Annotated in this window: 24 protein-coding genes; 9 read left to right on the forward strand and 15 right to left on the reverse strand. The window is 37.0% G+C overall.

Annotated elements, in window-relative coordinates; translation table 11 throughout:
- Window positions 1–15: 15 nt before the first annotated feature.
- Window positions 16–306 (reverse strand): 30S ribosomal protein S6, encoded by a 291-nt coding sequence (gene rpsF / locus H131_RS18860; protein WP_010860723.1) that lies wholly within the window; start codon window positions 304–306, stop codon window positions 16–18.
- A 174-nt stretch (window positions 307–480) separates the two neighbouring features.
- Here rpsF and H131_RS18865 point away from each other — a divergent pair, with 174 nt between their 5' ends.
- Window positions 481–1,053, forward strand: a complete 573-nt coding sequence (locus H131_RS18865; protein ID WP_010860724.1) for a DUF3267 domain-containing protein — start codon at window positions 481–483, stop codon at window positions 1,051–1,053.
- Between the two features lie 42 nt (window positions 1,054–1,095).
- Here H131_RS18865 and ychF read toward each other — a convergent pair whose 3' ends face one another.
- The 3 genes from ychF to H131_RS18880 all read right to left on the reverse strand — a co-directional run bounded on the left by ychF (window position 1,096) and on the right by H131_RS18880 (window position 3,567).
- Entirely contained in the window at window positions 1,096–2,196 is a 1,101-nt protein-coding gene (gene ychF / locus H131_RS18870; protein WP_010860725.1) for a redox-regulated ATPase YchF, read from the reverse strand.
- A gap of 297 nt (window positions 2,197–2,493) precedes the next feature.
- Window positions 2,494–2,694: a DUF951 domain-containing protein gene (locus H131_RS18875; RefSeq protein WP_010860726.1), complete on the reverse strand. Its 201-nt coding sequence runs from the start codon at window positions 2,692–2,694 to the stop codon at window positions 2,494–2,496.
- Window positions 2,695–3,567 carry a mechanosensitive ion channel family protein gene (locus H131_RS18880; RefSeq protein WP_010860727.1) on the reverse strand — a complete coding sequence of 291 codons (873 nt, stop codon included), beginning with the start codon at window positions 3,565–3,567 and terminating at the stop codon, window positions 2,695–2,697.
- A 93-nt stretch (window positions 3,568–3,660) separates the two neighbouring features.
- On the opposite strand from H131_RS18880, the gene yyaC reads away from it, so the two are divergent.
- Complete coding sequence (gene yyaC, locus H131_RS18885; protein WP_010860728.1) at window positions 3,661–4,293, forward strand: spore protease YyaC; 633 nt, start codon at window positions 3,661–3,663, stop codon at window positions 4,291–4,293.
- Here yyaC and H131_RS18890 read toward each other — a convergent pair.
- From H131_RS18890 to rpmH, 11 genes are all read right to left on the reverse strand, one after another.
- Entirely contained in the window at window positions 4,210–4,926 is a 717-nt protein-coding gene (locus tag H131_RS18890) for a DUF554 domain-containing protein (protein WP_010860729.1), read from the reverse strand. The two genes, yyaC and H131_RS18890, sit on opposite strands and share 84 nt — an antisense overlap.
- Window positions 4,927–5,003: 77 nt before the next feature.
- Window positions 5,004–5,852 (reverse strand): ParB/RepB/Spo0J family partition protein, encoded by an 849-nt coding sequence (locus tag H131_RS18895; RefSeq protein ID WP_010860730.1) that lies wholly within the window; start codon window positions 5,850–5,852, stop codon window positions 5,004–5,006.
- The gene (locus tag H131_RS18900) at window positions 5,845–6,606 is read right to left on the reverse strand and encodes a ParA family protein (protein WP_010860731.1); all 762 of its coding nucleotides are present in this window, start codon (window positions 6,604–6,606) and stop codon (window positions 5,845–5,847) included. Before H131_RS18900 ends, H131_RS18895 begins: the two co-directional genes overlap by 8 nt.
- 243 nt (window positions 6,607–6,849) lie before the next feature.
- On the reverse strand, window positions 6,850–7,749 hold the full coding sequence (gene noc / locus H131_RS18905) for a nucleoid occlusion protein (protein WP_010860732.1): 900 nt from the start codon (window positions 7,747–7,749) through the stop codon (window positions 6,850–6,852).
- Window positions 7,750–7,928: 179 nt separating this feature from the next.
- Window positions 7,929–8,645: a 16S rRNA (guanine(527)-N(7))-methyltransferase RsmG gene (rsmG, locus tag H131_RS18910; RefSeq protein WP_010860733.1), complete on the reverse strand. Its 717-nt coding sequence runs from the start codon at window positions 8,643–8,645 to the stop codon at window positions 7,929–7,931.
- 75 nt (window positions 8,646–8,720) lie between these two features.
- Window positions 8,721–10,616 (reverse strand): tRNA uridine-5-carboxymethylaminomethyl(34) synthesis enzyme MnmG, encoded by a 1,896-nt coding sequence (gene mnmG, locus H131_RS18915; RefSeq protein WP_010860734.1) that lies wholly within the window; start codon window positions 10,614–10,616, stop codon window positions 8,721–8,723.
- Window positions 10,617–10,643: 27 nt separating this feature from the next.
- Window positions 10,644–12,029, reverse strand: a complete 1,386-nt coding sequence (gene mnmE / locus H131_RS18920) for a tRNA uridine-5-carboxymethylaminomethyl(34) synthesis GTPase MnmE (RefSeq protein ID WP_010860735.1) — start codon at window positions 12,027–12,029, stop codon at window positions 10,644–10,646.
- A gap of 297 nt (window positions 12,030–12,326) precedes the next feature.
- Window positions 12,327–13,142 (reverse strand): RNA-binding cell elongation regulator Jag/EloR, encoded by an 816-nt coding sequence (gene jag / locus H131_RS18925; protein WP_010860736.1) that lies wholly within the window; start codon window positions 13,140–13,142, stop codon window positions 12,327–12,329.
- Window positions 13,139–13,909 (reverse strand): membrane protein insertase YidC, encoded by a 771-nt coding sequence (gene yidC / locus H131_RS18930; protein WP_010860737.1) that lies wholly within the window; start codon window positions 13,907–13,909, stop codon window positions 13,139–13,141. The genes jag and yidC overlap by 4 nt, the downstream gene beginning before the upstream one ends.
- A 253-nt stretch (window positions 13,910–14,162) precedes the next feature.
- Window positions 14,163–14,507, reverse strand: coding sequence for a ribonuclease P protein component (gene rnpA / locus H131_RS18935; RefSeq protein WP_010860738.1), 345 nt, complete (start codon window positions 14,505–14,507; stop codon window positions 14,163–14,165).
- A gap of 100 nt (window positions 14,508–14,607) precedes the next feature.
- Complete coding sequence (gene rpmH / locus H131_RS18940) at window positions 14,608–14,742, reverse strand: 50S ribosomal protein L34 (protein WP_004233310.1); 135 nt, start codon at window positions 14,740–14,742, stop codon at window positions 14,608–14,610.
- Between the two features lie 552 nt (window positions 14,743–15,294).
- Between rpmH and dnaA the strand changes: the two genes are divergently transcribed.
- From dnaA to H131_RS18975, 7 genes are all read left to right on the forward strand, one after another.
- On the forward strand, window positions 15,295–16,644 hold the full coding sequence (gene dnaA, locus H131_RS18945) for a chromosomal replication initiator protein DnaA (protein WP_010860739.1): 1,350 nt from the start codon (window positions 15,295–15,297) through the stop codon (window positions 16,642–16,644).
- Between the two features lie 168 nt (window positions 16,645–16,812).
- On the forward strand, window positions 16,813–17,949 hold the full coding sequence (gene dnaN / locus H131_RS18950) for a DNA polymerase III subunit beta (RefSeq protein ID WP_010860740.1): 1,137 nt from the start codon (window positions 16,813–16,815) through the stop codon (window positions 17,947–17,949).
- Window positions 17,950–18,134: 185 nt separating this feature from the next.
- Complete coding sequence (gene yaaA / locus H131_RS18955; protein ID WP_010860741.1) at window positions 18,135–18,359, forward strand: S4 domain-containing protein YaaA; 225 nt, start codon at window positions 18,135–18,137, stop codon at window positions 18,357–18,359.
- 3 nt (window positions 18,360–18,362) lie between these two features.
- Complete coding sequence (gene recF / locus H131_RS18960; RefSeq protein ID WP_010860742.1) at window positions 18,363–19,478, forward strand: DNA replication/repair protein RecF; 1,116 nt, start codon at window positions 18,363–18,365, stop codon at window positions 19,476–19,478.
- 91 nt (window positions 19,479–19,569) lie between these two features.
- Window positions 19,570–21,507 (forward strand): DNA topoisomerase (ATP-hydrolyzing) subunit B, encoded by a 1,938-nt coding sequence (gyrB, locus tag H131_RS18965; protein WP_010860743.1) that lies wholly within the window; start codon window positions 19,570–19,572, stop codon window positions 21,505–21,507.
- Window positions 21,508–21,531: 24 nt separating this feature from the next.
- Window positions 21,532–24,003: a DNA gyrase subunit A gene (gyrA, locus tag H131_RS18970; RefSeq protein WP_010860744.1), complete on the forward strand. Its 2,472-nt coding sequence runs from the start codon at window positions 21,532–21,534 to the stop codon at window positions 24,001–24,003.
- Window positions 24,004–24,148: 145 nt separating this feature from the next.
- Window positions 24,149–25,234, forward strand: coding sequence for an HD-GYP domain-containing protein (locus H131_RS18975; RefSeq protein WP_010860745.1), 1,086 nt, complete (start codon window positions 24,149–24,151; stop codon window positions 25,232–25,234).
- The last annotated feature ends 221 nt before the right edge of the window (window positions 25,235–25,455 follow it).

Here is a 25,455-nt window from a genome sequence, read left to right on the forward strand (position 1 = left end):
GCATTTTGTTTAAAATTATTTTGCTTCTTCGCGAACTGCAATGTGACGAATGATATCTTCGCTGATGTTAGCAAGACGTGTGTATTCGTTGATTGCTTCTGAAGTAGCGTTTACTTTTACGATTTGGTAGTAACCTTCGCGGAAGTCTTTAATCTCGTAAGCTAAGCGGCGTTTGCCCCACTCTTTTGCTTCGATGACTTCAGCACCGTTAGAAGTTAAGATTTCGTTGAAACGTTCAACTAAAGCTTTCTTCGCTTCGTCTTCAATGTTCGGACGTACGATGTACATTAATTCGTATTTTCTCATCTGTTTACACCTCCTTATGGACTCAGGCTCTCCTGTTTACAGGGAGCAAGGAGCAAGTAATAACTATTACTCACATCAATGAATTGTAACACATAGATATATGTCTTTCAAGTCGCAAACTAAGAATTCATTCGATATAATAAATGATAGTAAGTTCATAGAGGGGGCGTTTTCATGCTACCAGACAAAGAACCTGTTGTGATTGAATTAGATATAAAAAAACTGATGATGGACAATATTGTTGTCACAACTGGTCTAGTCATATTATTTATTGCCATTCAATATATTTGCTTAAAAGATTTTCAATTTTCATTTTGGGGTACGTTCAGCGCGAGCATACTATTTGTCGTCCTCTATATCGTCTTCATTATACTACATGAAATCTTTCATCTCATTGGATTTATGCTCTTTGGTGGGGTGCCTTTTAAATCTTTGAAATACGGTGTAAATTTCGAGCTTGGTGTGGCTTATGCAACAACTGATCAGCCATTACCCAATCATGCGATGAAAAAAGCATTGTTGCTACCATTTTGGACAACTGGTATGTTACCGACAATCGCTGGCTTCTATTTCAACAGTACTGTATTACTACTAATAGGTGCCTTTTTGATAGCAGGGGCCATTGGCGATTTTGCCATGTACAAAGAATTACGCAAGTATCCAAAAGATGCTCTTGTACTAGACGATCCTGAATACCCAAAGCTTTATGTTTATCCTACACAGAAAAAAGAGTTATTCAACAAGTAGCAAAAAAAGGGCAACCTATTGAAGATTGCCCTTTACATATTTTTATACGTTAAAACGGAATAACATAATATCGCCATCTTGAACGATATATTCTTTACCTTCGAGACGTACTTTACCCGCTTCTTTAGCCGCTGCTTGAGAACCAGCTTCTACTAAATCGTCGAAAGCAACTGTTTCCGCACGGATAAATCCACGTTCAAAGTCCGTATGAATAACGCCAGCACATTGCGGCGCCTTCATGCCTTTGCGGAATGTCCATGCGCGTACCTCTTGTACACCTGCAGTGAAGTACGTAGCAAGTCCTAGTAAATCATATGAAGTACGAATCAGTTGATCTAACCCTGATTCTTTAATGCCTAGCTCTTCTAAGAACATTGCTTTTTCTTCATCATCAAGCTCAGAAATTTCTTCTTCAATTTTTGCACAAATTGTAATTACGTGAGCACCTTCAGCCGATGCATATTCACGTACCTTTTGTACATATTCATTATTATCAGCATCTGCAACTTCTTCTTCTGAAACATTTGCAACATAAAGCATTGGTTTAATCGTTAATAGATGTAGGCCTTTAATAATCTTTAACTCATCCTCTGAAAGTTCAGCAGCACGAGCTGGTCTACCGTTCTCAAGTTCTTCTTTAATTTTAAGAAGGATTGGTTCTTCCACCATTGCATCTTTATCTTTTTGTTTTGCCATTTTGCTTACACGCTGTATACGTTTATCAACAGATTCTAAATCTGCAAGTGCAAGTTCTAAATTAATAACTTCAATATCGTCTATCGGGTCAACTGCACCTGATACGTGCGTAATGTTTTCATCTACAAAGCAACGTACTACTTGGCAAATTGCATCTACTTCTCGAATATGCGCAAGGAATTTGTTCCCTAAACCCTCTCCTTTAGATGCACCTTTTACGATACCAGCAATATCCGTAAACTCAAAAGCTGTTGGGACTGTTTTTTTCGGTATTACTAATTCAGTTAGTTTATCTAAACGTGCATCTGGCACTTCGACAATACCTACGTTCGGATCAATCGTTGCAAATGGATAGTTAGCAGCCAATGCTCCTGCCTTTGTAATTGCGTTAAATAATGTTGATTTACCAACATTTGGTAAACCGACGATTCCAGCTGTTAATGCCATGCATGGACACAACCTTTCTATGTTCTGTTCAGATTTGCTCTTTTACCCCGTACTAATTGGTGCTAAGAATCCACTTCAAAATGGAGGTGAAGCAAGTCGTCTAAGTGGGACATTTAAAACCCAAAAGTCCCCGATTTGTTCAGACCAACATGAAGGCGAAGCCATAGGAAGTGGTTTCTTAGCCTAAGTTTCTTAAAATAATCGGCAGCTATGCAAAAGCCTCACCGATTAAAGATTCACTTTATAACCTTATCTATTATATTGATTCGCTATTAAAAAGTCTAATACACCTGATACTTAAGCTTCATTTGCTGATTTTAATACTTTTTTCATTTTTTTCCCAAATTCACGACGTGGAATCATCACACTGTGCTGACACCCTTCACATTTAATTCGTACATCTGCACCCATACGAATAATTTTCCACTCATTTGTGCCACAAGGATGTTGTTTTTTCATCTCAACAATATCATTTAAACCAAATTGTTTTGCTTCCATTTATTCGTTTCTCCCTTCTTCTTTCCCACTTTTACCATAAAGCATCATGTTTGGATAAGCCATTGAAATATTATTTTCCTCAAATAATTTAGTCACATCACGACGAATAGTTCTTGCCACTCCATATTGTTGTTGTGGTAATGTCTCGGCAGCAATACGAATGGTTACCTCTGTGCCCTTGACGTTTTGCACTCCTAAAAATACAGGTGCAGCCACTAGTTCTTCATGAACTTTAGGAAGTGTACTTAAATAGCTTATTATGAGGGCCTCAGCCTTTTCAAAATCAGCATCTGTTGTCATTTGTAAATCTACAAAAATTTTAGAGTTGTTAACAGAATAATTTATGACTTCTCCAATTGATCCATTTGGGATAATAAACTGCTCCCCAGTTGCACCTTTAATTTTCGTTGTCCGGAGACCAATCTCTACAACTGTTCCTTCTGCAGTATTAATCTTAATATAATCCCCTACACCAAATTGGTCTTCAAAAATAATAAAAAACCCTGTAATAACATCTTTTACCAAACTCTGTGCACCAAAACCGACAGCTAAACCGACGATTCCAGCTCCGGCAAGTAGACCTGCAACTTTAATATTTAATAAGGACAAAATGGCAATAATTGCTGAGAAATACACCACATAGGAAATGACACTTTGTAGTAATCTAGCAATTGTGCGTTGACGACGCTCTGAGTGCTTTAGCGGTGAACGCATACGTAATAAAAACACTTTATTGATAAACTTTTTACCTAAACGAACAACTATTAAAGATACAATTAAGATTAATGCCATCTTAACAGTTGCATCAACAACCGTATTCCAGAAATCTTCTGATGTCAGATATCTCTCCAATATTTTTGTGTTAAATTCCATTATTACCACCTCTTGAATAACTTGCTAAAAATTTGCGTATACTGCATAAAAATTGAGCACTTCTTACAAATAAAAAGGAAAGTGAGTTTTTTTATGAATACTATACCAGATTTGGTACTACCTTATTCGCTTCATCATGAAAGTAAAAATGCTGTTTGGCAATTGAGTACATTATTTTTAGAATATATACCTTTTCAACATGAGCGCCTAATTTTTTGTTGTATTGGTAGTGACCGTTGTACAGGCGATACACTGGGACCTTTAACGGGTAGCTTTTTAAAAAAATCCGTTAGTTTTCCCTACGAAGTTGTAGGATCACTAGAAGACCCGTTACATGCTCTCAATTTAGATGCCACACTACAACAGCTACACCATCATACTACGAAACCCTTCATTATTGCGATTGATGCATGTCTAGGAAGTGAACATAATCTTGGTCATATCGCTGTACAGAATGGACCGATTTTGCCTGGGAAGGCTGTAAAAAAACAATTGCCCCCAATTGGTGACATATCCGTTAAAGGAATTGTCAATATTGGCGGCTTTATGGAAATGCTTGTTTTACAAAATACAAGACTGCATATTTCTTATGCGATGGCTGAAAAACTTTCTAGGGCACTTTTATTAGCTGCTCATCGTTATTCATTGAAAAGGATAGATGATGCAGACCAAAATACCGACAACGATGATTCCAGGCAACAAGTTAGCAGCCTTGATCTTGGTTAAACCTGCTATATTTAAACCGATTGCCAAAATCATGACACCACCAACAGCGGTCATTTCTGTAATGAACATTTGTAGTGCTGTATCTGGTATATAGGCACTGATGACGCCTGCAAAGAGCGCGATTATTCCTTGATATACAAACACAGGTACCGCAGATAATAGGACGCCAATACCTAATGTGGACGCTAAAATAATGGATGTAAAACCATCAATAATTCCTTTTGTTATTAGCACATTATGGTCATTGCGCAAACCACTATCGAGTGCACCTATTACGCCCATCGAACCAACAACAAATATTAACGAGGCAGTTACAAAGCCTTCGGCAATGCTAAGTTGATTGTCATCATTACGATTTTTGCTAAATAATGACTCTACCCATTGACCAAGTCGATTCATCTGCTTATCTAAATCCAGCCATTCACCTATTACGGTACCTACTACTATACTTACCACTAAAATAATAAAATTATTACTTTCAAAGCCCATTTTTATCCCTAGTAATGCAACAGCTAAACCTATAATCGATAATACGGTAGCTTTCATAGACTCAGGTATATTTTTAAATATACGCCCCACTAATGCACCTGCCATTATGAGCACCGCATTAATTAATGCCCCTAGCAATACCACAATCTTTCCTTCCCTCTCTAGAAAAATAGAGAGCGCCTAGTATTTTGGCGCTCTGATTACGTTAGAGAAATTTCTAGCTATTCCTCCTGTAAATTTAATATTTCTAAAATGCGTTCCAAATCATCTTCTGAGTAAAATTCAATTTCAATTTTCCCTTTATTATTTGCCTTCTTAATTTGAACATTTGTTCCAAAATAATCTCGTAATTGTGATTCTTTAGCTGCAACAAAGATATCCTTTTTCTTCGGCTGCTCTGTTTCACGTGAAACTTCTTCGTTTAAATTTTGCACAAGCATTTCCACTTGGCGAACATTTAAGCCTTGCTTTATTATCTTACCTGCAACTTCGGAAATTTTTCTTTTATTTTTCAAGCCAAGTAAGGCACGTCCCTGCCCCATTGACAATGTACCCGCATTCATCAGTGTACGAACATCAGCTGGCAGAGCTAGTAAACGAACATGGTTGGCAATGTGTGGCCTACTCTTACCTAATCGTTTGGATAACTCTTCCTGTGTTAAATGTAGATTCTCCATTAAACTTTGATACGCTTCTGCCTCTTCAATGACGGTTAAGTCTTCACGTTGAAGGTTCTCTAGAATAGCTAATTCCATCATTTGTGCATCTGTAAGCTCTTTAACAATGGCTGGGATAGCATCTACACCCGCTAACAGTGATGCCCTAAAACGACGTTCTCCAGCGACAATCTCATATTTCCTAGCCTTTTTCCGTAAAGCAATTGGCTGTAAAATACCATGTTCTCGAATGGAATCTGCTAATTCTTGCAATGCTTCTTCATCAAAAATTTTGCGTGGCTGAAAAGGGTTTGCAACGATTAACTCCAATTGTATTTCTTCTACTTGTCCACTATGTTCAAGGGACTCCCCTGGAAATAATGCACCAATGCCTTTCCCTAAACCTTTAGCCATTTTTAATCACTTCCCTCGCCATCTCTAAATATACTTCTGCACCTCTTGATTTTGCATCATAAATGATAATAGGCTGTCCATGGCTAGGCGCCTCACTTAATCGCACATTACGAGGAATAATTGTTTTATATACTTTATCTTGAAAATATTTTTTTACTTCATCAATAACTTGTAAGCCTAAGTTTGTCCGTGCATCAAGCATCGTTAATAATACACCATCAATATATAGCTGCTGATTCAAATGCTTCTGTACTAAGCGTACAGTAGACAACAGCTGACTCAATCCCTCTAATGCGTAATACTCACATTGTACGGGAATAATCAGTGCATCTGAGGCTGTTAAAGCATTGATGGTTAGAAGACCTAATGACGGTGGGCAATCAATAATAATATAATCAAAGTCTTCTTTTACATCTTGTAATGCGTGCTTTAGACGTACTTCCCGTGAAATTGTTGAGACTAATTCAATTTCAGCCCCTGCAAGTGAGATTGTTGCAGGAACAATTGATAAATTTTCTACATTTGTTTCTTGAATGACATTTTCAACATTTTCATCATCAATTAACACATCATAGATACAACTTTGTATTTCTCCCTTATTAATGCCCAGTCCACTTGTTGTATTGCCCTGTGGATCCGTATCAATTAATAGCACTTTCTTTCCCAAGTATGCTAGACAAGCGCTCAAATTGACCGATGTCGTTGTTTTACCTACGCCACCCTTTTGATTGGCGATTGCTATAATTCTACCCATTTAAAAGCACCTGCTTTCATCTATCAAAGTTTGCTTTGATAAATCCATTTGTAAAATCATTGTTTAATACCGCTATCTTAATTCCCATTCTAACAAAAAAACACAACAGAGTTGTATAAAATATTGAGAATATATACAAAAAAGAAGACATCTCAGAAATATTCCTAAGATGTCTCCCCTATAAATAACATATAATTCAATAAAAATATTTTTCTGAAATAATTTTAAACTTCTATTATTCATTCAAGACTTTTTCTTTTTAGGTATCTTTACAGTGATTTGATAGTAATCCTCTGTATCTTCTTCTTCAGTATTTACAGTAATACCACTTTTCGTCACCATAGATAGCGATTGCTTAATGGTATTTAAGGCAATACGGACATCTTTACTTATTGCCTTTCGTTTTGGCTTAGCTTTCTTTGGCGCGGTTTCTTCCTGTTCCACTGACTCAGGATTTAATAGCATATGAATCTGCTCTTCTAGCTGACGGACATTCCACTCATTGTCAATTGATTGCTGTAAAATTGCTAATTGTAGCGGCTGATCTTTAATGGCAATCAATGCACGCGCATGCCTTTCAGAGATAGTGCGATTTAAAATAGCTTGCTGCACTTCTTCAGGAAGCTTTAATAAACGTAATTTATTGGCTACCGTGGATTGTCCTTTTCCAATTCGTTGGGCCAGTGCTTCTTGTGTTAGCTCATGAAGCTCTAATAATTTTTGATAGGCTATTGCTTCTTCAATTGCAGTTAACTCTTCACGTTGAAGATTTTCAATTAACGCAATAGAAGCTGTCTCCTTATCACTTAAGTTTCGTACAATCGCAGGCACTTCTGTCCATTGTAGTTTTTTCATCGCTCGGTAACGACGCTCACCAGCAATAATTTCATACTGATTCTCTGCTGTCATACGGACAACAATTGGTTGAATCACACCATGTGTATGAATGGTTCTTGATAATTCTTCAATTTTTTCATCATCAAAAATAGTACGTGGCTGAAAACGGTTTGGCACAATTTGATCTATTGGAAGCTTAATGACCTCTTCTGCAGTATTAACCGCCTCTGCTTGTTCTACTTCATTTTTCACAATAGGCTCTGCTTTATTTCCGCCTCCAAAAAAACGTGAAAAAGGACTTTTCATCCAAGTGGCACCACCTTTAAGTAACTATCTTGCTCTGTGTCATTCTATTATTATTTATTATATTTCCTAAAATGTATATAGTTCATAGATGTCATTTGCGTGAACCATCCCTAACTAGTATGTATGCTCAAAATAGAAAAAATATTTTCCACCTTGAGTCGTTCCACATGAAACACTAATTATTGAATTGGTGTTTTATTTGGTACACCTGGTTTACGCGGATATTTTTTCGGTGTTCCTTTTATTTTATCAAATATATATAAAGTTCGTTCACTTTCTTCAACAGGTAACAGGAAAGAAAATTCTTCTCTCAGTGTAACACCAAATGTAGCTAATGCTTTTTTAGCATCTTTCAATTCTTCTGCGCCTGCTGTGGCCTTTAAGGCAACAAAATAGCCATCTTGTTTTGCTAATGGTACACATAGCTCGGATAATACTGACAAGCGTGCTACGGCACGGGCTGTCACAACATCAAATTGCTCACGATATTTTACATTTTGGCCAAATTCCTCTGCACGAGCATGGACAAAGTGCATATGCTCCAATTGTAACTCATCGCTTAAATGATTTAAAAATGTGATTCGTTTATTTAAAGAATCTACAATTGTTACATGTAAATGTGGGAAGCAGATTTTAATTGGTATACTTGGGAAACCAGCTCCTGCGCCAACATCACATACTGTTGTAACTTGAGTAAAGTCAAAATAAAATGAGGCACTAATCGAATCATAAAAATGTTTTAAATAGACACCCTCTATATCCGTAATGGCCGTTAAGTTCATCTTCTCGTTCCACTCTACAAGTAGTTCAAAGTATTTCTTGAATTGTGCTATTTGCTTGTCAGAAAGCTCGATACCCTTACCCTTTAATGCCTCAATAAATTGTTGTTCGTTCATGTAAAGTCTCCTTTTTAAAAATAGGAAGCGGGCACAAAGGTATGCCCGCCTCTTATTCACTTTACTGTTGTTCTATTATTCGCCGCTTACACGTGCAATTTTACCTTGTTCAATATAGACAAGTAAAATTGAAATATCTGCTGGATTTACGCCAGAAATACGCGATGCTTGTGCAATAGAAAGTGGCGTTACTTGTTTTAATTTTTGTCTTGCTTCTGTAGCTAGCCCTGAAATTGCATCATAGTCTATATTTTCAGGGATTTTTTTATTCTCCATTTTATGAAGTTTTTCGACTTGTTGCAATGCCTTTTCAATATAACCTTCATATTTCAACTGAATTTCAACTTGTTCCTTCACTTCATCTGTCAATTCAATATCAGCTGGTATTAAAGAAGATATTAAATCATAATGCACTTCAGGACGTTTTAATAGATCTGCTCCCCTAATACCGTCTTTTAATTCACTTCCACCTACAGAACGGATAGCAGATTGTGTTGCTTCATTTGGTTTAATAATGACTTCGCGAAGACGCGCAATTTCATTTTCAATAAGCTCTTTTTTCTCCACGAATTTTGAAAAACGTTTTTCTGAAAGCATTCCAATCTTATATGCTCTCTCCATTAAGCGTAAATCAGCATTATCGTGACGAAGTAGAAGACGATATTCTGCACGGGATGTCAGTAAACGGTATGGCTCATTTGTCCCTTTTGTTACTAGATCATCAATGAGTACACCAATATAAGCCTCTGAACGACTTAAAATCAATTCTTCTTTACCAAGTACATTTGCAGCAGCATTCATCCCTGCCATTAAACCTTGTGCAGCAGCTTCTTCATAACCTGATGTTCCATTAATTTGACCAGCTGTATACAAGCCTTTAATGCGTTTTGTTTCTAATGTAGGCCATAGTTGTGTTGGCACGATTGCATCATATTCAATAGCATAGCCTGCACGCATCATTTCTGCTTTTTCTAAGCCAGGGATGGATTGTACTAAACGTTTTTGCACATGCTCAGGTAAGCTTGTTGATAATCCCTGTACATATACTTCACGCGTATTACGACCTTCTGGCTCTAAGAAAATTTGATGGCGCGGTTTATCATTAAATCGTACAACTTTGTCTTCAATTGATGGGCAATAACGTGGGCCTGTCCCTTTAATCATGCCTGAGTACATCGGTGAAAGATGTAAATTTTCTTCAATAATTTCATGCGTTTGCTGACTCGTATAAGTTAGCCAACAAGGTAATTGATCCATGATGAATTCAGTAGTATCAAAGCTAAACGCACGTGGTTCATCGTCTCCTGGTTGAATCTCTGTTTTAGAATAATCAATTGTACGATTGTTCACACGCGGCGGTGTACCCGTTTTAAAGCGCACAAGATCAAACCCAAGATGTTTTAAGTTATCTGCTAAACCAATTGATGGTTGTTGGTTATTTGGACCACTTGAATATTTGACATCTCCGATAATAATTTCACCACGTAAGAATGTACCTGTTGTTACAACAACTGTTTTCGCACGATAAATGGCGCCTATTTGCGTAATTACACCTTTTACTTCATCTTCTTCTACAATCAGTTCCTCCACCATTGCTTGGTGAATTGTTAAGTTTTCATTTTCTTCTAATACACGTTTCATTTCATGTTGGTACAATACTTTGTCAGCTTGTGCGCGTAATGCACGTACAGCAGGACCTTTTCCCGTATTTAGCATGCGCATTTGTATATGCGTTTTATCTATAACTTTCCCCATGACACCACCAAGTGCATCAATTTCACGTACGACGATTCCTTTAGCAGGTCCGCCAATTGACGGATTACATGGCATAAATGCAATCATATCTAAATTGATTGTTAGCATCAGTGTGTTAGCACCCATTTTGGCTGCAGCATAAGCAGCTTCTGAGCCTGCATGACCTGCACCAATTACAATTACATCAAACGTGCCTGCCTCATATTGTGTTGGCATGCTCGTATCTTCCCTTCTCTAGTAGAATTATTTCCCTAAACAAAATTGTGAAAATAGCTGATTAATTAGGCTTTCTTGTACCGTATCGCCAATAATTTCACCAAGTATCTCCCACGTTCTTGTTACATCTATTTGCACCATATCAACTGGTACACTAGCTTGTGCAGCTGCTAATGCATCCTCTACCGTAGCTTGTGCTTGGTGAAGTAATGCAATATGACGTGCATTTGATACATATGTTAAATCGCCCGCTTCAATTTGCCCCTCAAAAAATAATGCGGCAATTGCTTCTTCAAGCTCTATGACTCCTTCTTCTTGTAAGAGAGAAGTTGTCACAATGCGATGTTTGCCTGCCAACTCTTTAACGCGAGCTAAATCTATTTTTTGCGGTAAATCTGTTTTATTTACAACGACGATATAATCCATCGCTTCAATTGTCTCGAAAAGACGCTCATCCTCAACCGTTAATGCATCTGAATAGTTTAATACCAATAAAATTAAATCTGCACCACGCAACGCCTCTCGAGAACGTTCCACACCAATTCGCTCTACAATATCTTCTGTCTCTCGAATACCTGCAGTATCGACTAAACGAAGTGGAACACCACGTACATTCACGTACTCTTCTATAATATCACGAGTTGTCCCTGCTATATCTGTCACAATGGCTTTATTTTCTTGCACTAAACTATTTAAAAGTGAAGATTTCCCGACATTTGGGCGACCTAAAATAACTGTGGATAAGCCTTCTCGTAAAATTTTTCCCTGAGAAGAAGTCTTTAGCAGTTGAATGATTTCATTTCGTACCCACGTACATTTTTCAAGTAATACGGGTACCGTCATTTCTTCTACATCATCATACTCTGGATAATCTATATTAACTTCTACTTGCGCTAATGTCTCTAGCAATGCTTGGCGTAAATCACCGATTAGACGAGATAGTTTGCCATCCATTTGGCCAAGAGCTACGTTCATTGCACGATCCGTCTTCGCACGAATTAAATCCATCACCGCTTCCGCCTGCGATAAATCAATACGTCCATTTAAAAATGCTCTTTTCGTAAATTCACCTGGCTCTGCAAGCCTTGCACCATTTGTTAATACTAATTTTAATACTCGATTAACAGACACAAGCCCACCATGACAGTTGATTTCAACTACGTCCTCACGCGTAAATGTTTTCGGTCCACGCATTAACGACAGCATTACTTCCTCTACTACCTCTTTTGTCTTTGGCTCTACTAAGTGCCCATAATGAATTGTATGTGAAGCCTTCGTTGTTAAACTTTGACCACCTGGTGATTTGAATATTTTATCTGCAATTGCTACTGCATCGTCCCCACTCAAGCGAACAATTGCAATAGCACCTTCACCCATTGGTGTGGATATTGCAGCAATTGTATCGAACTCCATTTAATTACCTCCTTCACGTTATCCACATGTGGATAAACATAACCGACCAAAACTTTCTAACAACTTAGATTAACATATTTTTAAAAAAATCTAAAGTAAGGATAACTTCCAATTGTGGACAACATTTGCGCTAAACCATTTATTGTTTTCTAATTGCTCTAGAAACAAAAATCGACAAGATCCTTCGACATTTGGATATGGGATTATCCACAGAAAAAAGGTCATTTTATCATAACGATAAAATGACCTAGGCTATTATAATTTGTCTGTACGTTTTTAGTGAAGGAACTGCGTTCGTTATTTAACAGGTTCTATGACTAAATAACGATTAGGTTCTGTTCCTTCTGAGTAAGTTTCAATATCTAGGCGATTAGCCAATTGATTATGAATAATCTTTCTTTCATACGACTGCATCGGCTCAAATGCCACACGTTGATTTAAACGAAGTGCCTTGTCAGCCATACGATCCGCCAACTGCTCTAATGCTTCTTGGCGACGTTCACGATAGTTTTCTACGTCTAATTTCACCATTAAGAACTGCTTAGCACTTTTATTTAACACAAGTTGTGTTAATTGCTGCAAAGAATTTAATGTTTGCCCTCGTTTTCCTATGAGCAGTGCTGCTTTTTCACTTTTTAGCTGAAATAATACGTATTTACCTTCACGTGCTGTGTCAATTTCAAGATCTTGAATGTCCAATTGTTCAGCAATATTTACTAAATAAGCTTTTGCTTCTTCAATTGGGTTTGCAGAGTTCTCTTCTTCCTCTGTACTTTCTTCTACTATGACTTGTTGGACAGCTTCGATTCCCATTGTTTGTTCAGAAACTTGTGAACTTACTGTTTCAACATCATCTAAGTCTGTTGCTTTGAACGATAGTTCCTTAGCCGAATGCTTTTGCTCAGCTACTTGTACTACGTCAATAGCTGGCTGAACTTGCTCTTCTTTTACTGTCACACGAACTTCTGCAGATCGTGCACCAAAACCTAAAAATCCTTTTTTGCCTTCTTGTAAAACTTCAACATCTACTTGTTCACGGGTTTTGCCAAGTTTCTGTAACGCCAATGAGATCGCTTCTTGTGTTGTTGCGCCTATTTGCGTAAGTTGTTTCACTTTTTAGCCCCTCCATTTTGAGCAGGTTGTGTTTTATCCTTTTGCCAAGGTTTGTAAATAAAAAGGTTTTGGAGAATCGAGATAATGTTCCCGATTACCCAGTACAATGATAATGCCGCTGGTAAAGCCATACCGAAACCAATAATCATGAATGGCATAATGTACATCATCATCTTCATTTGAGGGTTGTCCATTGCTGGGCCCGTACGTAATACGATAAATTGCATTAAACCAGCAAGAATCGCTAGTACTGGTGCTGGATCTGCTAATGGGAACATAAAGAAATTTCCTAAATCAAAAGCAGATGTAGCATTCATACGACTAATCGCATGATAGAAACCAATTAAAATTGGCATTTGAATAAACGCAGGTAAACATCCAGCAATAGGATTGGCTCCCGATTCACTCATTAACTTCATCATTTCTTGTTGGTACTGTTTCTGCGTTTGTGCATCCTTAGAAGCGTACTTCTTTTGCAATTCCTTCATTTTTGGCTGAAGTTCTTGCATTTTTTTAGAACTCTTTGTTTGTTTAATCATTAATGGAAGAATCGCTAAACGAATAATAATTGTTACTGCAATAATCCCCCATGCATACGTACCGAGTAAATCAGCAAAGTACTTAATCGCTGATACTAATGGCCAAACGATGAATTCATTCCAGAAGCCTTCGCTATCTTTGGAGATAGGCTCATTAAATTCTGTACAACCAGATAGCAGCAATGCTACGGATACTAGCGACAAAATTACCCAAAGTTGTTTTTTCAACCGTCTTCCCCCTACAAACCTATTCAATTTTCTTAAATCTATCTACGTTCTTTCTTACTTCTTCTTTACTCAACACATTCTCTCGCTTTTGAATAAAGTTAACAGTTATTTTATCATGCAAATAAGCTTTGACTCTACTAATTGTTCCAACTTAATATACCCATTCAAATAAGGAGAGTTACTATATTTACATTTGCTACAGTGGAACTTTATACGAAAGTGCGCTTTGTTGCCACTTTATTTGCCGTACGTACTATGCTTTTTTTAAAACTTTAGCAATTCGTAATACATGCTGCAAACTTTGTTTCACTTCATGAAAATCCATAGTGGCCGCCGGATGTCTGGCGATAATAACATAGTCCATATTCGGCTTGAGCTCATCTTTTAATTCATGAATGCTTTGTCGAATATAACGCTTAATCTGGTTGCATGTTACCGCATTTCCAACCTTTTTACTAACCGATAAACCTATGCGTAATTCCGTTTGTCCCTCTTTTGGTAAATAATAAATGACAAACTGGCGATTAGCGAAAGACTTTCCCTTTTTAAACACCTTTTGAAAATCTTCATTCTTTTTCACTCGTTGGCGTTTTTTCATTACTTTCACCTGCTACTAAATAATATCCTTCAATCTTTATTGTTAGGTTTACCAAAAATAAAGAAAAAAAAGACCACTGATGTGGCTCAGTGGACTTATTTTATGCTGATAAAACTTTTCTACCTTTACGACGGCGAGCAGCTAGAACTTTACGACCGTTTTTCGTGCTCATGCGTGCGCGGAAACCGTGAACTTTGCTGTGCTTACGCTTTTTTGGTTGGTAAGTACGTTTCATGTTTATAGACACCTCCTGAATGAAAGTTGAATTTTTCAACATACAGACCTGCATATTATATAAAGTAATCAGCTATTTTGTCAATGTATTTCATAAATTTCTTTCGACAATTATTTCTCGGTTATTATTTTGCTTAATTATAATTATCCACAGAAAACTTGTCTTTTTTACACAGAGTTGTGTATAGTATTTTTTGCATGTTTTTTTATCCACAAGTGTTATCTACAGCTTTTTCACATAAGCAGTGCTTGTGGACAACTCAAAAGTGCATAAACAAAGGTTGTGTGGATAAGTTTCACAAACTATTGAAATAGCTTTGTTTTTCTGATACGATAACTGTGCTTCACTTTGTTGAAAACTGAAACGAACTAATCTTTTATCCACAACTGTTGATATGCTGTGGATAATTTTTATCACAGCCTTTGGTTAAGTTTTATCCACAGCTTGTGATTTTGTGGACTAGTCGTAAAATGAACGTATTTACTTATCACATAAATGCACTAAATTTTTTTATTGCTGTATATGTATTGAACTGTAAAGGAGAATAGCAGCTTGGAACATTTAGAAGAATTATGGAATAATGTCCTGGCTCAAGTTGAACAAAAAATTTCTAAACCAAGCTTCGAAACGTGGCTAAAGTCTACAAAACTACTTTCTTACAATGGAAGTGGATCAACCGTGACAATTGCTGCGCCAAATTCGTTTGCTCGAGATTGGCTTGAGAATCATTATATTCATTTGATTACAGGTATATTAACGGAGCTTACAGGCGAAGACTTGCTTATTAAATTTGTTGTTCAAAAAAACCAGGATTCGGACGATTTTGATTTACCAGCGCCTATTATCCAAGCAAAAAATAACGATCATCATGATATTTCACCAGGTATGTTAAATCCGAAATATACATTTGATACGTTTGTCATAGGCTCTGGAAACCGCTTTGCACATGCTGCCTCGTTAGCTGTTGCAGAAGCCCCTGCGAAGGCTTATAACCCTTTCTTTATATATGGGGGAGTAGGGCTTGGTAAAACCCATTTAATGCACGCCATTGGCCACTATGTGTTAGAACATAATCCCAATGCAAAAGTTGTGTACTTATCATCCGAGAAGTTTACAAATGAATTTATTAACTCTATTCGTGATAATAAGGCACTCGATTTTCGCAATAAATATCGTAATGTAGATGTGCTGCTAATTGATGATATTCAATTCTTAGCCGGAAAAGAATCTACACAAGAAGAATTTTTCCATACATTTAACACATTGCATGAGGAATCAAAGCAAATTGTTATTTCAAGTGACCGCCCACCAAAGGAGATTCCCACATTAGAGGATCGCTTACGCTCCCGGTTTGAATGGGGATTGATTACTGATATTGCACCACCCGATTTAGAGACTCGTATTGCTATTCTACGGAAAAAGGCAAAAGCAGATGGTCTAGACGTTCCAAATGAAGTAATGCTCTATATTGCGAACCAGATTGACTCCAATATCCGGGAGCTTGAAGGTGCGCTTATTCGTGTCGTGGCGTACTCATCGCTTGTTAACAAGGACATTAACGCTACATTAGCTGCTGAAGCTTTGAAAGATATAATTCCTAATTCTAAACCACGAACTGTCTCCATTTTAGATATTCAAAATGCAGTAGGAGAGCACTTTAATATTCGTTTAGAGGATTTTGTCGCTAAAAAACGAACAAAATTAATTGCATTTCCACGTCAAATTGCGATGTTTTTATCACGCGAATTAACAGATTTTTCGCTGCCGAAAATTGGAGAAGAATTTGGGGGTCGTGATCATACAACAGTTATCCATGCTCACGAAAAAATATCTTCTATGTTGAAAAATGACACTCAGCTGCAACAAGATATTAAACAAATACGGAGCATGCTAGGGAAATAATCCTGTGGACAATTCAATTATTTAAACACAAACTTATGCACAGTCTATCTACATGTGGATAGACTGATTTCATTCATCTCAAAGCACTTATCCACAAATCCACAGGGCCTATTACTATATCTTTTAATATTTAATAAATAAATAATATAAATATGTGAGGGAAAACAAATGAAATTTGATATTTTACGTGACCGTTTATTAGAGGGTTTAAATGATGTCATGAAAGCTGTAAGTTCTAAAACGACTATTCCGATTTTAACGGGGATAAAAATTGATGTGACAAATGAGGGTATCCGTTTAACAGGTAGTGATGCAGACATTACAATTCAAACATTTATTCCTGTAGAAGAAGATGGCCAACAAATTATCCAGATAGCAGAAACAGGTTCAATTGTTGTACAAGCTCGTATGTTCAATGAAATAGTACGTAAATTACCAACAAATGATGTTGAAATTCAAGTAACAGCTGGTTTCCAAACACATATTCGTTCAGGTAAATCTGAATTCCATTTAATTGGCTCAGATGCAGCAGAGTATCCTTTACTACCTGAATTAACGGAAGATCAAAAATTTACTATACCTGCAGACCTATTAAAAACAATTATCCGTGAAACAGTATTTGCAGTTGCCACTTCAGAAAGCAGACCGGTGTTGACAGGTGTAAACTGGCAGATCAAAAATGAAGCTTTAATCTGTGTTGCAACAGATAGTCATCGTCTAGCAAGACGAAAAGTACAATTAGAAAATTTACCAGCTGTCGAACATAGCGTAGTAATTCCTGGAAAAAGCTTAAATGAATTAAATAAGGTGTTAGAAGATTCTACAAACCTTGTTCAAATTGTTATTACTAGCCAGCAAGTATTATTTAAAACTGGGGATGTATTATTCTTCTCTCGTTTACTAGAAGGCAATTACCCAGATACAACACGTTTAATTCCAGAAGAATATCAAACAAATGTGACGATTAATGGTAAAGCATTATTACAGGCAATCGATCGTGCATCACTTGTAGCTCGCGGTGATCGTAATAATGTCGTGCGCTTCGACATTTTAGATAATCAAGCTGTCGAAGTGTCATCCAATTCACCAGAAATAGGTAAAGTGCAAGAAGAAATTCCAGTAGAAGCATTAGAAGGGGAGGGCTTAAAGATTTCCTTTAGTGCGAAATACATGATGGAAGCCTTAAAAGCAATTGATGGTCAAGATGTCGTTATTCAATTTACAGGGGCTATGAGACCATTTATTTTACGTTCTGTACATGATGACGCAATTCTACAGTTAATTTTACCAGTTCGTACTTACTAATTTTTATGACGTAGGTAGCTGGTTAAAGAACCGTTCTTAAAGTTCACTTTATTTGCCAGTCACCACTAATAACTTTGATACGCTTTAGGAGATAGTCGTTAACTGCGGCTATCTTTTTTTACTTATGGTGCATTTTTAGGTATGATAGAGAGATAGATATTCTGTATTTGGAGGGTGGCACAACTATGAAAGACATTGAAATTGACGTTGAGTTTGTGACGTTAGGACAACTTTTGAAAATGACCGATGCTATTAGCTCAGGTGGTATGGCTAAATGGTTTTTACACGAAAATGAAGTATACGTAAATGGTGAGGTAGATGATCGCCGTGGTCGCAAATTGCGTAATGGAGACGTTGTAAATATACCTGGATGTGGTCGGTTTCGTATCGTTGGACCCGCTGGACAATAAACTATGCATATTGAGCAGTTAAAACTTACAAATTACCGCAACTATGATACTTTAGCGTTAAATTTCTCTCCAAAAATTAATGTATTTATTGGTGAAAATGCGCAAGGGAAAACAAATGTTATGGAATCCATTTACGTATTGGCCATGGCTAAGTCACATCGTACGACGAACGATAAAGAATTGATACGTTGGGATTCAGACTATGGTAAAATAGAAGGGGCCATTCAAAAAAGGCACGGAATTTTACCAATTGAGCTTACGATTACGAAAAAGGGTAAAAAAGGTAAAATAAATCATATTGAGCAAAGTCGCCTTAGTCATTATATTGGTCAAATGAATGTGGTTATGTTTGCACCCGAAGATTTGAATGTCGTAAAAGGGAGTCCGCAAATACGACGACGTTTTATTGATATGGAGATTGGACAAATCTCTCCAGTCTACTTACATGATTTATTAACCTTTCAAAAAATTTTAAAACAACGTAATCATTATTTAAAACTGAATCAAGGCAAAGTAATGACAGATGATGTGATGTATGAAGTCTATAATGAGCAATATATTCATGCAGCTACCCAAATTATTCGTAAAAGATTTCAATTTATGGATTTATTACAGGAGTGGGCAGAACCAATTCACGCAGGTATTTCACAAGGTAAAGAAACATTAGCTATTAAATACCGCACAGTAGCGGGTATTGAAAAAGAACACACTCCTAGTGAAGTTGAAAATCTTTTGCACAAAAAGCTGTTAGAGGTAAAGGCTCGTGAATTTGAACGAGGCGTAACTATGGTTGGGCCACATAGAGATGATTTGCAGTTTTTAGTGAATAACTATGATGTGCAGACATATGGTTCTCAAGGGCAACAACGTACAACTGCTTTGTCATTAAAGCTCGCCGAAATAGAATTAATTAAACAAGAAACAAATGAAACACCCATTCTACTTTTAGACGATGTATTGTCGGAACTCGATGATTATCGCCAATCGCATTTATTAAATACCATTCAAGGTGAGGTCCAAACTTTTGTAACTACTACAAGTGTTGATGGAATTCATCATGAGACGATGGAACATGCACAACTGTTCCACGTGAAACAAGGTGCGATTGAGGAAAGTTAGCCAGGGAGTTTTTTAGATTATAAAAGAATGGTAATAGTCAGCTCGGTTGACTGTTCATTCATTTACACACAATGATGTTATGAAGGAGTAGATGAAAGCCGTGGCTATAGAAAACGAAGGTTTACAAAATCAAGCTTATGAAGCCGATCAGATACAGGTATTGGAAGGTTTAGAAGCGGTTCGTAAAAGACCAGGGATGTATATCGGTTCAACAAGCTCCAAAGGGCTTCACCATTTAGTATGGGAAATCGTTGATAATAGTATAGATGAGGCTCTTGCAGGATTCTGTACAGATATTACAGTAACAATTGAAAAGGAAAACTGGATTCGCGTAGAAGATAATGGACGAGGAATTCCAGTTAGTATTCAAGAAAAAATGGGTAAGCCTGCTGTCGAGGTTATAATGACAGTGCTACATGCTGGTGGTAAGTTCGGTGGTGGTGGATACAAAGTATCAGGAGGTCTCCATGGCGTAGGAGCATCTGTAGTTAATGCCCTTTCTATTGAGACAATCGTTCAAGTGCATCGTGAGGGACATATTCACGAAATTATATTTGAACGCGGGAAAACAATTCAGGCTTTAACTGTTATTGGCGATACTGATCGTAATGGTACAACTACACGCTTCAAAGCAGACCCTGAAATATTCAAAGAGACAACAGTTTATGAATTTGATATTTTAGCTCATCGTATTCGTGAATTAGCTTATTTAAACAGAGGTATCCGCATTACAATTGCAGATGAACGAGAAGAAGAAAAACGTTCTACTACATATCATTATGAAGGTGGTATCCGTTCTTATGTAGAGCACTTGAATCAATCTAAAGAACCAATCCATGAACCGATTGATGTTCTTGGTGAAAAAGATGGTATTTCAGTAGAAATTGCGATGCAATATAACGCTGGATTCTCTTCAAATATTTTTTCATTTGCTAATAATATTAATACGTACGAAGGTGGTACACATGAGTCTGGCTTTAAAACGGCTCTCACACGTGTTATCAATGATTACGCACGTAAAAATGGATTACTAAAAGAGGCAGATACAAATCTTACGGGTGAAGATGTTCGTGAAGGCTTAACAGCTATTGTCTCTGTTAAGCATCCTGACCCACAATTTGAAGGGCAAACGAAAACAAAGTTGGGTAACTCTGAAGTAAGCCAAATCACAAATGCTTTATTCTCAGATGGTTTTGAGCGATTCATGCTAGAAAATCCGACGGTAGCTCGTAAAGTTGTTGAAAAAGGTTTAATGGCTGCTCGTGCACGTGTTGCTGCGAAAAAAGCGCGTGAATTTACACGTCGTAAATCAGCTCTTGAAGTGTCGAGTTTACCAGGTAAATTAGCTGACTGCTCTTCTACGAATCCAGCTGACTGCGAAATATATATTGTTGAGGGTGATTCTGCCGGTGGTTCCGCAAAATCTGGTCGTGACCGTCACTTCCAAGCAATTTTGCCATTGCGAGGTAAAATCCTTAACGTTGAAAAGGCACGTTTAGACAAAATTTTATCGAATGCAGAAATACGTGCGATGATTACCGCATTTGGTACGGGTATTGGTGAAGAATTCAGCTTAGAAAAGGCACGTTATCATAAAATCGTTATTATGACGGATGCCGATGTCGATGGTGCGCATATTCGTACGTTGCTCTTAACATTCTTTTTCCGTTTCCTAAGACCATTAATCGAGGCGGGTTATATTTATATTGCTCAGCCACCACTTTATCAAGTGAAACAAGGCAAGCACGTTGAATATTGCTATGATGATGAAACATTAAAAGAAATTTTAGAGCGCTTACCAAAAATGCCAAAACCAAATGTACAACGTTATAAAGGTCTTGGAGAAATGAATGCGGAACAACTTTGGGAAACAACGATGGATCCTGAGTATCGCACATTGCTACAAGTGGAATTAGATGACGCAATCAAAGCAAATCAAGCATTTGAGCGTTTAATGGGTGATGAAGTTGAACCCCGTCGTCAATTTATCGAAGAAAACGCAGTATATGTAAAAAATTTAGATATTTAATTTTCGTGAGGGGAGGTCTACACTTTGTCAGAACAAGAACGCTCCGGTGTTAAAGGAATTAATATAACAGAAGAAATTGAAACATCCTTTCTCGATTATGCAATGAGTGTAATCGTATCACGTGCATTACCAGACGTACGTGATGGACTAAAACCAGTACATCGTCGTATTTTATATGGCATGCAAGAGTTAGGAAATACAGCAGATAAAGCGTATAAAAAATCAGCACGTATTGTTGGGGATGTAATGGGTAAGTTTCACCCACATGGTGACTCGTCCATTTATGACGCAATGGTGCGTATGGCGCAAGACTTTAGTTACCGTTACATGCTCGTTGACGGCCATGGTAACTTTGGATCTGTCGATGGCGATGGTGCTGCAGCGATGCGTTATACTGAGTCTCGCATGTCTCGTATTGCAATGGAGATGCTCCGTGATATTAACAAAAATACAATTGACTATACTGACAACTACGATGGTTCTGAAAAGGAACCAGTTGTTCTACCAAGTCGTTATCCAAACTTATTAGTAAATGGTGCAGCGGGGATAGCTGTTGGGATGGCCACGAATATTCCACCACATCAACTTGGAGAGACAATCGATGCAGTACTAGCACTTTCTGAAAATCCTGCGATTACAACAGAAGAGCTTATGGAAATTATCCCTGGACCTGATTTCCCGACTGGCGGTTTAATTTTAGGTCGGAGCGGCATTCGTCGTGCCTATGAAACTGGGCGCGGATCAATTATTATTCGTGCAAAAGTAGAAATTGAACAAAAAGCGAATGGTAAAGAAACAATTCTTATTCATGAATTGCCTTATCAAGTAAACAAAGCAAAGCTTATTGAAAAGATTGCAGAGCTTGTACGTGATAAAAAAATAGATGGCATTACAAACTTAAGGGATGAATCAGACCGTCGTGGTATGCGTGTGGTCATTGAAGTGCGTAAAGACGCCAATGCCAATGTCGTTTTAAATAATTTATATAAACAAACAGCAATGCAATCAAGCTTCGGCATTAATATGTTGTCGCTAGTAAGTGGTCAACCAAAAGTAATGGGCTTAAAAGAGATGCTATATCATTATCTTGAGCATCAAAAAGTCATTATTCGTCGTCGTACAGAATTTGATTTAAAGAAAGCAGAAGACCGTGCACATATTTTAGAAGGTTTACGAATTGCACTTGATCATATCGATGAAATAATTGCAATTATTCGTGGCTCTCGTAGTGGTGATGAAGCGAAGCCGCAATTGATGGAACGATTTAATTTATCAGAGCGTCAAGCACAAGCAATTTTAGACATGCGCTTAGTACGTTTAAGTGGTTTAGAGCGTGAAAAAATAGAAGCAGAATATCAAGAGCTACAAGTGCTAATTGCTGAGTTGAAAGCAATCTTAGCAGACGAAGCAAAAATTGTTGAAATTATTCGTACTGAAATAATAGAAGTAAAAGAACGTTTTAATGATACACGTCGCACAGAAATTACATCTGGCGGTATGGAAATGATAGAGGACGAGGATTTAATTCCTGTCGAAAATTCAGTAGTCACTTTAACTCATAACGGTTATATTAAGCGTTTAGCTGCGAATACATATCGCAGTCAAAAGCGTGGTGGTCGTGGTGTACAAGGGATGGGTACAAACGAAGATGATTTCGTAGAACACCTGATGAATACATCTACACATGATACAATTCTATTCTTTACATCAAAAGGCAAAGTATTCCGAGCAAAAGGTTATGAGATTCCTGAATACGGTCGTACAGCAAAAGGACTACCAATTGTTAACTTACTCAATATTGAAAAAGATGAGAAAGTAACTGCGATGATCCGTGTTGCTTCATTTGAAGACGATGCATACTTTATCTTTACGACAAAAACAGGTATTACAAAACGTACACCAGTATCACAATTTGCGAATATCCGTACAAATGGCTTAATAGCAATTAGCTTACGTGAAGATGATGATTTAATTGCTGTTCGTTTAACAGATGGTTCTAAACAAGTGATTATAGGTACGCGTGATGGAATGCTTGTACGTTTCCAAGAAGATGATATTCGCTCAATGGGTCGTACAGCTGGCGGTGTTCGTGGTATTAAACTACGTGACGGTGACGAAGTAGTTGGAATGGAAATCGTTGAGTCTGGGGAAGAAATTCTAGTTGTTACTGCAAAAGGTTACGGCAAACGTACTTCTGAGGAAGAATATCGTTTACAAAGTCGTGGTGGTGTTGGATTAAAAACAATTCAAATTACGGATAAAAACGGTCCTATGGTAGCTGTAAAAACTGTTGATGGTTCTGAGGATTTAATGCTAATTACAATTAATGGCATGTTGATACGTATGGACGTAAATGATATTTCGTTAATTGGTCGTAGCACACAAGGTGTTCGTTTAATTCGTTTAGGAGATGACGAACTGGTTGCAACTGTTGCGAAAGTTGAAAAAGAAGAAGATGACGATTCTTCTGAAGATGATGAACAAGTAGTAGAATAGTAAAAAACCGATGATCGGCACACTATTGTTGTCGTCATCGGTTTTTATTATAAATCATGAAAAATAAGTAATTATTTTGAATTCCATGATAAAATGAAATAACCTTAATGTTAAGCAAGTGAAATAGTGAAGAGGTGTTAATTTCGTGGAAACTATACATGTCCCAATATCAGAGTTACGCATGGGTAAAGTAATATCTGAAGATATTTTTGCTAATACGCAATATCCAATAATTTTTAAAGACACAATAATTTCCCATGAGCATCTGCCGGTTTTTAGTGCATTTAATATTGCAAGGGTCCCTGTATATAAAGATGGGATGAAAGATGCTCAGTTAAATGACGACAAAGAATTAGAAGTTGCAATTCCACCTGAAGCTATCCCAACTTTTAGAAGGGTGTACAACAATTCTGTTGAGCAATTTAAAAGGGAATTTAAAAATTGGGAAGCTGGTGCCAAGGTAGATATTGCGAAAGCACGTACAATTATTCTTCCTCTGCTAGAGATGGTATTAGAAGATCGTACAATTATTTTTGATTTAAACGAGTATTCGAATCCTAAGGACTATTTATATCACCATTGTGTAGCAACTGCGTTGATTTCTTCTGTTATTGCACAAAAATTAGGTTATGATAGAGGACTCACGATTCAAATAGCAATTGGGGGTTTATTAGCAGATTGTGGTATGGCTAAAATTCACCCGCGTATTCGGGATAAAAAGACGACGTTAACAGAGCAAGAATTCGATGAGATTTATAAGCATCCTATCTATAGTTATAATATGGTCAAGGATCTAACAATTTTAAAAGATACGATGAAAGAAGCTATCTTTCAACACCATGAGCGTTTAAACGGAAGCGGTTATCCTAAAGGTGAAAAAATCGCCAACATATCTATTTTCGCACAAATAATTGCAGTTGCTGATGTATTTCATGCAATGACATGTGAACGCGTATATCGATCCAAGCAATCTTCTTTTAAAGTGATTGAAATGGTTAATGAATCTGAATTTGGAAAGTTTGATATTAAAGTAGTAAGAGCACTTATTGATTTAGTCGCTGATTTACCTATAGGTACAATTGTTGAACTTTCTAATTTAGAACGTGGTGAAGTAATGTTCGTCAACAAATTTGCTCCAACACGGCCTCTTATTAAATTAAGTAACACAGGAGAGATTTTTGATTTAGGGAAAAACCGTATGTTCTATATTTCACGTATAATTACTAATTAACAAAATTGTAGTAAGGCGATCATCTAGAATATTGATTGCCTTATTTTCTTTATAATCAATGATACTTCAAAACTATTTTAATTTTTTTATAGAAAGTGTTGACATAGTTTTAGAATCTTGATATTATAAGTAAGTCGCCAAGAGGTGACGCAGTAAACGCAACAAAATGAACCTTGAAAACTGAACAAGCAAAACGTAATTAATAAAGTTTTTAGTAGCGA

Origin of the sequence: Lysinibacillus sphaericus OT4b.31, assembly GCF_000392615.1 — a bacterium.
GTDB classification, from domain to species: Bacteria; Bacillota; Bacilli; order Bacillales_A; family Planococcaceae; genus Lysinibacillus; species Lysinibacillus sphaericus_B.

Bases quoted from the DNA above. Each gene is read 5' to 3' on its own strand.
- rpsF (WP_010860723.1), bottom strand. From the start codon at position 306: ATGAGAAAATACGAATTAATGTACATCGTACGTCCGAACATTGAAGAC.
- H131_RS18865 (WP_010860724.1), top strand. From the start codon at position 481: ATGCTACCAGACAAAGAACCTGTTGTGATTGAATTAGATATAAAAAAA.
- ychF (WP_010860725.1), bottom strand. From the start codon at position 2,196: ATGGCATTAACAGCTGGAATCGTCGGTTTACCAAATGTTGGTAAATCA.
- H131_RS18875 (WP_010860726.1), bottom strand. From the start codon at position 2,694: ATGGAAGCAAAACAATTTGGTTTAAATGATATTGTTGAGATGAAAAAA.
- H131_RS18880 (WP_010860727.1), bottom strand. From the start codon at position 3,567: ATGGAATTTAACACAAAAATATTGGAGAGATATCTGACATCAGAAGAT.
- yyaC (WP_010860728.1), top strand. From the start codon at position 3,661: ATGAATACTATACCAGATTTGGTACTACCTTATTCGCTTCATCATGAA.
- H131_RS18895 (WP_010860730.1), bottom strand. From the start codon at position 5,852: ATGGCTAAAGGTTTAGGGAAAGGCATTGGTGCATTATTTCCAGGGGAG.
- H131_RS18900 (WP_010860731.1), bottom strand. From the start codon at position 6,606: ATGGGTAGAATTATAGCAATCGCCAATCAAAAGGGTGGCGTAGGTAAA.
- noc (WP_010860732.1), bottom strand. From the start codon at position 7,749: ATGAAAAGTCCTTTTTCACGTTTTTTTGGAGGCGGAAATAAAGCAGAG.
- rsmG (WP_010860733.1), bottom strand. From the start codon at position 8,645: ATGAACGAACAACAATTTATTGAGGCATTAAAGGGTAAGGGTATCGAG.
- mnmG (WP_010860734.1), bottom strand. From the start codon at position 10,616: ATGCCAACACAATATGAGGCAGGCACGTTTGATGTAATTGTAATTGGT.
- mnmE (WP_010860735.1), bottom strand. From the start codon at position 12,029: ATGGAGTTCGATACAATTGCTGCAATATCCACACCAATGGGTGAAGGT.
- rnpA (WP_010860738.1), bottom strand. From the start codon at position 14,507: ATGAAAAAACGCCAACGAGTGAAAAAGAATGAAGATTTTCAAAAGGTG.
- rpmH (WP_004233310.1), bottom strand. From the start codon at position 14,742: ATGAAACGTACTTACCAACCAAAAAAGCGTAAGCACAGCAAAGTTCAC.
- dnaN (WP_010860740.1), top strand. From the start codon at position 16,813: ATGAAATTTGATATTTTACGTGACCGTTTATTAGAGGGTTTAAATGAT.
- yaaA (WP_010860741.1), top strand. From the start codon at position 18,135: ATGAAAGACATTGAAATTGACGTTGAGTTTGTGACGTTAGGACAACTT.
- recF (WP_010860742.1), top strand. From the start codon at position 18,363: ATGCATATTGAGCAGTTAAAACTTACAAATTACCGCAACTATGATACT.
- gyrB (WP_010860743.1), top strand. From the start codon at position 19,570: ATGAAAGCCGTGGCTATAGAAAACGAAGGTTTACAAAATCAAGCTTAT.